The organism is Actinoplanes sp. NPDC020271 (genome assembly GCF_044388125.1).
Lineage (GTDB): Bacteria > Actinomycetota > Actinomycetes > Mycobacteriales > Micromonosporaceae > Actinoplanes.
Genome location: NZ_JBIRWQ010000035.1, coordinates 76,082 through 83,857, shown reverse-complemented (window position 1 = coordinate 83,857; position 7,776 = coordinate 76,082). Strand labels below are relative to the sequence as shown.

5 protein-coding genes are annotated in these 7,776 nt (G+C 73.2%); all 5 read right to left on the bottom strand.

From position 1 onward, the window contains the following. Positions 1–181: 181 nt before the first annotated feature. Positions 182–1,528, bottom strand: a complete 1,347-nt coding sequence (locus ACH442_RS43045) for an FG-GAP-like repeat-containing protein (protein ID WP_396343943.1) — start codon at positions 1,526–1,528, stop codon at positions 182–184. Between the two features lie 34 nt (positions 1,529–1,562). Then, positions 1,563–2,903, bottom strand: coding sequence for an FG-GAP-like repeat-containing protein (locus ACH442_RS43040; protein ID WP_396343942.1), 1,341 nt, complete (start codon positions 2,901–2,903; stop codon positions 1,563–1,565). 84 nt (positions 2,904–2,987) lie between these two features. After that, positions 2,988–3,428, bottom strand: a complete 441-nt coding sequence (locus tag ACH442_RS43035) for a hypothetical protein (protein ID WP_396343941.1) — start codon at positions 3,426–3,428, stop codon at positions 2,988–2,990. A 71-nt stretch (positions 3,429–3,499) separates the two neighbouring features. Then, positions 3,500–6,496 carry a BTAD domain-containing putative transcriptional regulator gene (locus ACH442_RS43030; RefSeq protein ID WP_396343940.1) on the bottom strand — a complete coding sequence of 999 codons (2,997 nt, stop codon included), beginning with the start codon at positions 6,494–6,496 and terminating at the stop codon, positions 3,500–3,502. Between the two features lie 2 nt (positions 6,497–6,498). Then, positions 6,499–7,470, bottom strand: a complete 972-nt coding sequence (locus ACH442_RS43025) for a methyltransferase (protein ID WP_396343939.1) — start codon at positions 7,468–7,470, stop codon at positions 6,499–6,501. Positions 7,471–7,776 lie beyond the last annotated feature (306 nt).

Sequence of the window (7,776 nt, the reverse complement as noted above, 5' to 3'; positions counted from 1 at the left end):
CCCCCCCCCCCCCCCCCCCCCCCCCCCCCCCCCGCCCCCCCCCCCCCCCCCCCCCCCCCCCCCCCCCCCCCCCCCCCCCCCCCCCCCCCCCCCCCGGGCCGCGGGGATGGCGGCGGGCGCGGTATACGGCGATGGCCGGGCTCCCCCGTTGGAGTCCGGCCATCGTGTCTGGGGCGGTGCGTCAGGCGAAGCCGTTCCAGCCGATGCCGATCTGGGCGCCGCTGTCGTACGGGTGGCTGTTGTCCCCGGTGTTGGCGTAGAGCCAGAGCGTCCCGTCGGGCCGCGTGGCGAGCAGATCGGCGTGCTGATCGTTGTTGACGTCGGCGGCGAGGACCCGGTCGAACTGCGCCCAGCCGGTCCCGACCAGCGGCCCGGTGCTGTACGGCGCGTTGTTGTCCCCGGTGTGGGCGTAGAGCCGCAGTTGCCCGTCGCTGCCGGAGGCGAGGATGTCGGCCTTGCCGTCCGCGGTCACGTCGGCCGCGGTGACGTGGATGAACCCGGCCCATCCGTCGCCGACCTGCCGTCCGGTGCTGTAGGGGGCGCTGTTGTCCCCACCGTGCGTGTAGAGCAGCAGCTTCCCGTCGGCCGTCACGCCGAGGACGTCGGCCTTGCCGTCGCCGGTGACGTCGGCGACGGAGACGTTGCGGAACCCGCCCCACCCGTCACCGACCAGTTGCCCGCTGCTGTAGGGCGCGTTGTTGTCCCCGCCGTGGGTGTAGAGCCACAGCGTCCCGTCGTTCCGGACGGCGACGACGTCACCCTTGTGGTCGCCGGTGACGTCCGCGATCCGGATCGTCGTGAACGTCTGCCATCCGCTTCCGACCAGCCGGTTCGGGCCGTAGGGGGCGGCCGCGCCGGCCCCGTTGTTGGGGTAGAGCAGCAGGTTCCCGTCCGTGGTCCGGCCGATCACGTCGGCGTACCCGTCCCCGGTCACGTCCCCGGCCGCCAGCCCACCACCGGACCCGCCGAACAGGGCCCCGGCGATCACCGCCCCGTCCGCGGCCTGCGGTTCGTACCGGCTGGGGTAGGCCGACACCTGGACGGCCTGCGCCACCTCGCCCACCGACCGGGTTCGCCACGAGCCGTCCGGGTAGAGGCTGAGCATCTTGTTGAGGAAGGCGTTGGTCGCCCACGCCGGGTTGAGGCGCTGCTGCGCGGTGCCCCACGAGGCGCGCTGCTGGAACAGGCCGAGGCTGTCGTGGTCGACCTGTTCGGAGATGTTCTCGATGCTCGTCTCGACGATGACCGTGGCCATCGCGATCGTGGCGGCGCGGACGTCGAGCCCGCGGGCCTGGACGGCGGCGGCGACGGCCCGGGCGCAGGACACCCGGTATCCGGTCATCTGGTTGCGCATCTTGCCCTGCAGTCGCGGGTTGAGGGACGTGGCGAGCGCGTTGTCGGCGGCGGTCACCCCGGCCGAGCTGCAGGCCGCGGTGGCGTACGCGTGGGCGGGTGCGACCGTACCGAGGAGGAAGGCGCTGCTGAGGAGGGCGGTGATGGCGGCGCGACGGACGAAGCTACTGGTCATGATGGTTCTCCTTTGAACCGAAGAGGTGCGGGGGTCAGGAGAAGCTGTTCCAGCCGATGCCGATCTGGGCGCCGCTGTCGTACGGGTGGCTGTTGTCCCCGGTGTTGGCGTAGAGCCAGAGCGTCCCGTCGGGCCGGGTCGCGAGCAGATCGGCGTGCTGGTCGCCGTTGACGTCGGCGGCGTTGACCCGGTCGAACTGCTGCCAGCCGGTGCCGACCTGGGGCCCGGTGCTGTACGGCGCGTTGTTGTCCCCGGTGTGGGCGTAGAGCCGCAGTTGCCCGTCGCTGCCGGAGGCGAGGATGTCGGCCTTGCCGTCCCCGGTCACGTCGGCCGCGGTGACCTGGGTGAAGATGCCCCACCCGTCCCCGACCTGCCGTCCGGTGCTGTACGGCGAGCTGTTGTCCCCACTGTGCGTGTAGAGCAGCAGCTTCCCGTCGGAGGTGACGCCGAGGACGTCGGCCTTGCCGTCGCCGGTGACGTCGGCGACGGAGACGTTGCGGAACCCGCCCCACCCGGTGCCGATCAGCTGCCCGCTGGCGTAGGGCGCGTTGTTGTCCCCGCCGTGGGTGTAGAGCCACAGCGTCCCGTCGTTCCGGACGGCGACGACGTCACCCTTGTGGTCGCCGGTGACGTCCGCGATCCGGATCGTCGTGAACGCCTGCCATCCGGCGCCGACCTGGTAGTTCGGCCCGTAGGGAGCGGCCGCGCCGGCCCCGTTGTTCGGGTAGAGCGACAGCGTCCCGTCCGGCCGCCGGCCGATCACGTCGGCGAACCCGTCCCCGGTCACGTCCCCGGCCGCGAGCCCGGTGCCGGTGCTCTCCTGGACGTTGACGTACCGCATCGGCTTGTAGTTGCTGAGCACCCGTCCGCTGGTCTCCGACCACTTGCGGTGCTTCGTGTGCGGCTCGACCTGCTCGTAGATCCAGAAGTCCCCGCCGACCGCCCCGACCCACTTGTCGAAGAGCACCACGTGCGAGCCGTTGGTCGGGTTGGCCGGGTTGTGGTAGTTCAGGAAGTCGCCCGGCTGCAGCGAGGTGAAGGCGATCGGTGTGCCGATCTCGTTGAGGTTCCCGGTCCAGTAACTGCCGTTGGTCCGCAGCGCCATCGACACGAAGCCGGAGCAGTCGGTGCGGTACCCGCCGTAGTAGACGTCCTGGCTGTACGGCACCTCGGCGCTCACCCAGGTCTGCGCCCGGGCCAGGATCTCGGGCCGGCCGATCGCCGAGCCCGGGCTGACCGCGGCGGCCGCGGTCGTCGCCTGCGGGGTGGCGACGTCGCCCTTGCCGGCGGCGGCCTGCGCCGGGACGCCCAGGGTGATCGTGGCGGTGAGGCCGGCCAGGGCGATCGTCGCGCTGCGGGAAAGGATGCTGTTCATCGGACTCTCCTTCGGTCGGAGCCGCCGTCATCGGCGGGCACCGATGACATTCCAGGAGGGCGCCAGAGATCCCCTGTAGAAGCTCTACAACCGCGGCACAGGGCCGTACCGGGCGTGCGCCGCACCGGTGATCAGCGCCCACGGCGAGTCGCCGTAGGACCAGTGCCACCACCGCCGCGGGTCGTTGACCAGCCCGGATGCGCTCAGCGCGCCGCCCAGCAGCTGCAGGCATCCGGGCGCGGCCGGTTCGACGGCGCCGCCGTGGCAGCAGGGCAGGTCGGCCGGTGGGCCGTCGTCGACCGAGAACAGGGTGAGGTCGACGGCGCCGCCGGTGCGGTGCACGGCGTCCTGGGCGCCGTGACCGGCGACGATGACCAGCTGGACCGAGCGCGGCAGCAGGCTCTGGGCGACCACGAGTCGTTCCACCACCCCGAACCGCAGCAGGGCTCGCCGGCCGGGGGGAACCGTCAGCGGCGCCGACGCCGCCACGTCGACCAGGGATTCGGTTGACTCATCGAGGGACATGGGGGCTCCTGAGGAGTGGTTGTGCGGGCAACACACCACTGTCGGGGAGTCCTCTGCAGGTTCTCTGTAGTTCAGGTACAGAGCTCCTGGTACTCGCGGGCACCGAACGTGCGGAACGTGCGCAGCGCCTCCGCGCGGGCCGTCTCGGCGGCGGCCCGGTCCCCGCGGGCCAGTTCCAGCGCGGCGATGTCGCGCAGGGTGCGGGCACAGAACAGCGCCGCCTCCTGCCCACGGAAGATCGCCAGTGCGGCGCCCAGCCACTTGCCCGCGTCGTCGAGCCGCCCGGCGGCCAGGTCCAGTTCGCCCATCGTGCGCAGCACCATGGCTTCGCCCCAGCGGTCGCCGGTCGCCTGGTGCACCGCGAGGGCCTCCTGCAGCGGCTCGCGCGCCTGCTCCAGACGACCCATGCGCACGTACGTCTTGGCCAGTGCCCGCCGCGAGAACGCGATCAACTGCTTGTCCCCGAGCTCCTCGAAGATCGCCAGCGCCCGGTTCAGTGCCTGTTCGGCCTCGGTGAGCCGCCCCTGCGCCCGATGGGCCAGCCCGATCGTGCGCAGCGACAACGCCTCCCCGCGGCGGCTCCCGGCCCGCCGGTAGGCCGCCATCGCCGCGTTCAACGCCTCGTCGGTCGCCTGGTACTCACCGCGTTCCAGGTGCACCGAGCCGAGCACCCGCGCGCAGTGCCCGGCGGCCCGGTCGTCGCCGAGCGCTTCGGCCAGCTCGGAGGCCTGCTTGAGGAAGTGCACCGCCTCCGGCAGGTAGCCCTGCTCGCGGCAGGCCAGCCCGAGGGCGCTGAGCGCGCTGGCCCGGCCCCGGTCGTCGCCGAGGTCACGGAACCGTTCGGCCGCCTCGGCCAGATGCTGCCGGGACTCGGTGAACGCGTCCTGCTCGTAACGCAGTTGCCCGAGTTCGGCCAGCAGCACCGCCTCGGCGTGCGCGTCCCCGGCGGCCCGGGCGGCGCCGAGCGCGGCGCGGTGGGCCCGGTTCCACAGGTCGGGCACGTTGCCCAGCGCGTACCGCGACGCGCACAGCACCGAGGCCACCGCCACGGCCTGTTCGGCCAGGCCCAGTTCGGCGGCGCGTTCGACGGCCAGCACCAGCGAGGTCTGCTCGGTGTTCAGCCACCCGCGCGGATCGTCGGCGGCGCTGCCCAGCACCTCCGGGTCGGCGCCGGCGCCGGGGCGGGGCGCGATCGGCAGGACCGCCCCCGAGGTCACGTGGTCGGCGATGTGCTGCGACAGCCGGCTCAGCGCCGCCGACCAGGCTTCGACGACCCGGCGGGTGGCGGCGATCAAGGCGTCCCGGGCCTGGTGCCGTTCGGCCTGCTCCCGCGCGTAGATGCGGATCAGGTCGTGCAGCCGGTACCGGAGTTGACCGTTGTCGTCCACATAGGTGTAGTCGACGAGGTGGGCGTCGACGAGCTGTTCGAGGATCTGCTCGGCGGTGAGGATGTCGACGTCCAGGGCGTAGGCGAGAACCCAGGACCGGAAGTCGGAGAATCCGAGGTGCCCGAGCCAGCAGATCGCGGTGTGCGCGACCGGGTCCAGGCTGTCGAAGCTGAGCCCGATGCTCATCCGGATCTGCAGGTCACCCGCGGACAGCTCGTCGAGCCGGCGGCGTTCGTCGCGCAGTCGCGTGGCCATCAGCGCCGCGGTCCACTGGCGGCGGCTGGCCAGCCGGGCCCCGGCGACCCGGACCGCGAGGGGCAGGTTCCCGCAGGCGGCGACGATCTCGGCGGCGGCCTGCGGCGCGGGCGCGATCCGGTCGGCCCCGGCGACCCGGGTCAGCAGGTCGGTGGCCTCCGCGGTGGAGAGCAGGTCCAGCCCGACCAGGCGGGCGCCGGCCAGGCCGCCGAGCCGGCTGCGGGAGGTCACCAGCACCGACGAGCCGCCGCTGCCCGGCAGCAGCGGCCGGACCTGCGGTTCGGCGGCGGCGTCGTCGAGGACGATCAGGACCCGGCGGCCGGCCAGCAGGGTGCGGTAGGCGTCCATCCGCTCGTCGGCGCCGTCCGGTACGGCCTGCTCCGGTTCGAGAGCCCGCAGGAACCGTCCCAGGATCTCGGCCGGTGACGCCGGGGTGTCGGTGTTGCCGCGCAGGTCAGCGTGCAACTGTCCGTCCGGGTAGGCGGCGATGACCCGGTGCGCGACGTGGGCCGCGAGCGCCGACTTGCCGACCCCGCCCGGCCCGAGCAGCGCCACCACGGCCGGCCCGTCGGTCAGTGCCGTCTCCAGTTCCTCGATCAGCGACTCGCGTCCCACGAAGTCGGCCGGGTCCGGCGGCAACTGGGCCGGGCCCCCGCGCCGGTACGGCCGGGGCGCGGCCGGCTCCGGGCCGAGCAGCCCCGGGTCGGCCCGCAGGATCCGCTCGTGCAGCGCGGTCAGCTCAGGGCCGGGCTCGATGCCGAGCTCCTCGACCAGTGCCTCGCGGGCCTGCCGGAAGACGGTGAGGGCCTCGCCGGTGCGGTCGGCCCGGTACAGCGCGAGCATCAGGTGCGCGCGTAGCGTGCTGCGGGCCGGATGCTGCCCGGCCAGGACGGTCAGCTCCCCGATCAGCTCGTCGTTGCGCCCGAGTTCGAGTTCCGCGGCGATCCTGGCCTCGACGGCGGCGATGCGCTGCTCGTCGAGGCGGGCGGCCTCGGCGTCGAGGATCCGGCTGCGCACCCCGCCGAGCGCGGGCCCGCGCCACAGCAGTTCCGCGGCCCGCAGAGCGTTGGCCGCGTCCCGGTGCCGGCCGTCGGCCGCGGCCGCGCGCCCCTCGGCGACGAGGGTGTCGAACCGGTGCCGGTCCAGGGCGTCGTCCTCGACCCACGCCTGGTAGCCCGGCGCCCGGGTCACCACGACCTCGTCACCGACCGCGCGGCGCAGCGTGGACACGTACGTCTGCACCAGCGCCCGCGCGGTGCCGGGCGGGTCGTCGTCCCAGAGGATGTCGATGAGCCGGTCGGCGGGCACGGTGCGGCGGGGTTCGAGCAGCAGCGCGGCCAGCAGAGTCCGGATCTTGGTGCCGCCGAGACTCACGGGCTCCTCGCCGCGTACGGCCTCGACCGGCCCCAGGAGACGAAAGTGCATTCCTACGCTGCCACCGCCTCGATCACCGAGTACGGCGGTTCCAGTGCGGTGACCGTGGTCCGCCGCAGGCCGGCCCGGCCCAGCAGCGCGTCGAACTCGGCGAGGGTCCGCTCGCGGCTGCCCGAGGTGGCGAGCATGGCGATGTCCATCAACGGCGCCATCCCGGTCGCCCGGTCGTCGATGACGATCTCGGTGATCACGATCCGTCCGCCCGCCCGCAGGGCATCCCGGCAGTTCAGCAGGATGCGCTCGGCGTCGTCGTCGGCCCAGTCGTGCAGGATGAACTTCAGCAGCAGCACGTCACCCTCCGGGACCGCCTTGAAGAAGTCCCCGGCCACCGCGGTCACCCGGTCCGTCAGCCCGCGCTCGGCGGCGGCCGCCTCAGCCCCGGGCACGGCGTGCGGCAGATCGAGCACGACCGCGTCGAGCGCTGGATGCTTCGCGAGCAGGGCCAGCGCGTACGACCCGTGGGCGCCACCCACGTCGACCACCGTGCGCGCGCCGGACACGTCGATCACCTCGACGGCCTGCGCGATGATCGGCGCCGACATGCTCGCCATCGCCGCCCCGAAGATCGCGCCCTGGTCCGGGTGCGCGGCCAGGTAGTCGAAGAACGACATGCCGAGCGCCTTCTCGGTCTGCGCCTCGCCGCTGCGGATCGCCTCCGGGATCCGCGCCCACGTCTGCCACATGGTCGGGCTGGACTGCGACGCGGCCAGGTCCCGCAGCGACAGCGGCGCGTCCCGGTGCAGGACAGCCAGGGTGCCGGTGCCGGCGAACCCGTTCCCGGTGGCCGTGACGAGCCCGAGCGACGCGCAGGCCCGCAGGAACCGCGCGGTCGCGTCCGGATCCGAGCCCTCGGCCGCGGCGATCTCGGCCGCCGTCCGTGGCCCACCGGCCAGGTGCTCGGCCAGATTCAGATCAACCGCCGCGCGTACGGCCTGAGCCAGCCAGGGCCCCACGATGAACCCCATGACGGTCTCATATGGACTCGCAGTCATCATCGGAACTTAGCGTCACGGGGAACGCGCGTCAGCCCGCCGTCAGACAGTGCGAAACACGACCCGGTGTCGTCCGCGGCGGTGTCCCGGCCGGCCGGGTGGCCCCGGCCGTCGCGAAAGGCCTGCACGTCCGGGCTGCCGAGGCCGCGCGACTCCTGCACGGATGACAGTTGTCAGCATCCCGCCTGACTCCGGTCACGCTCTTTCGATGACAGCGCTCACTGGGGCCGGTCCGCTGCGGGAGCGAGGCTTGTCGATGTCAACAGAACATCTGTCAGC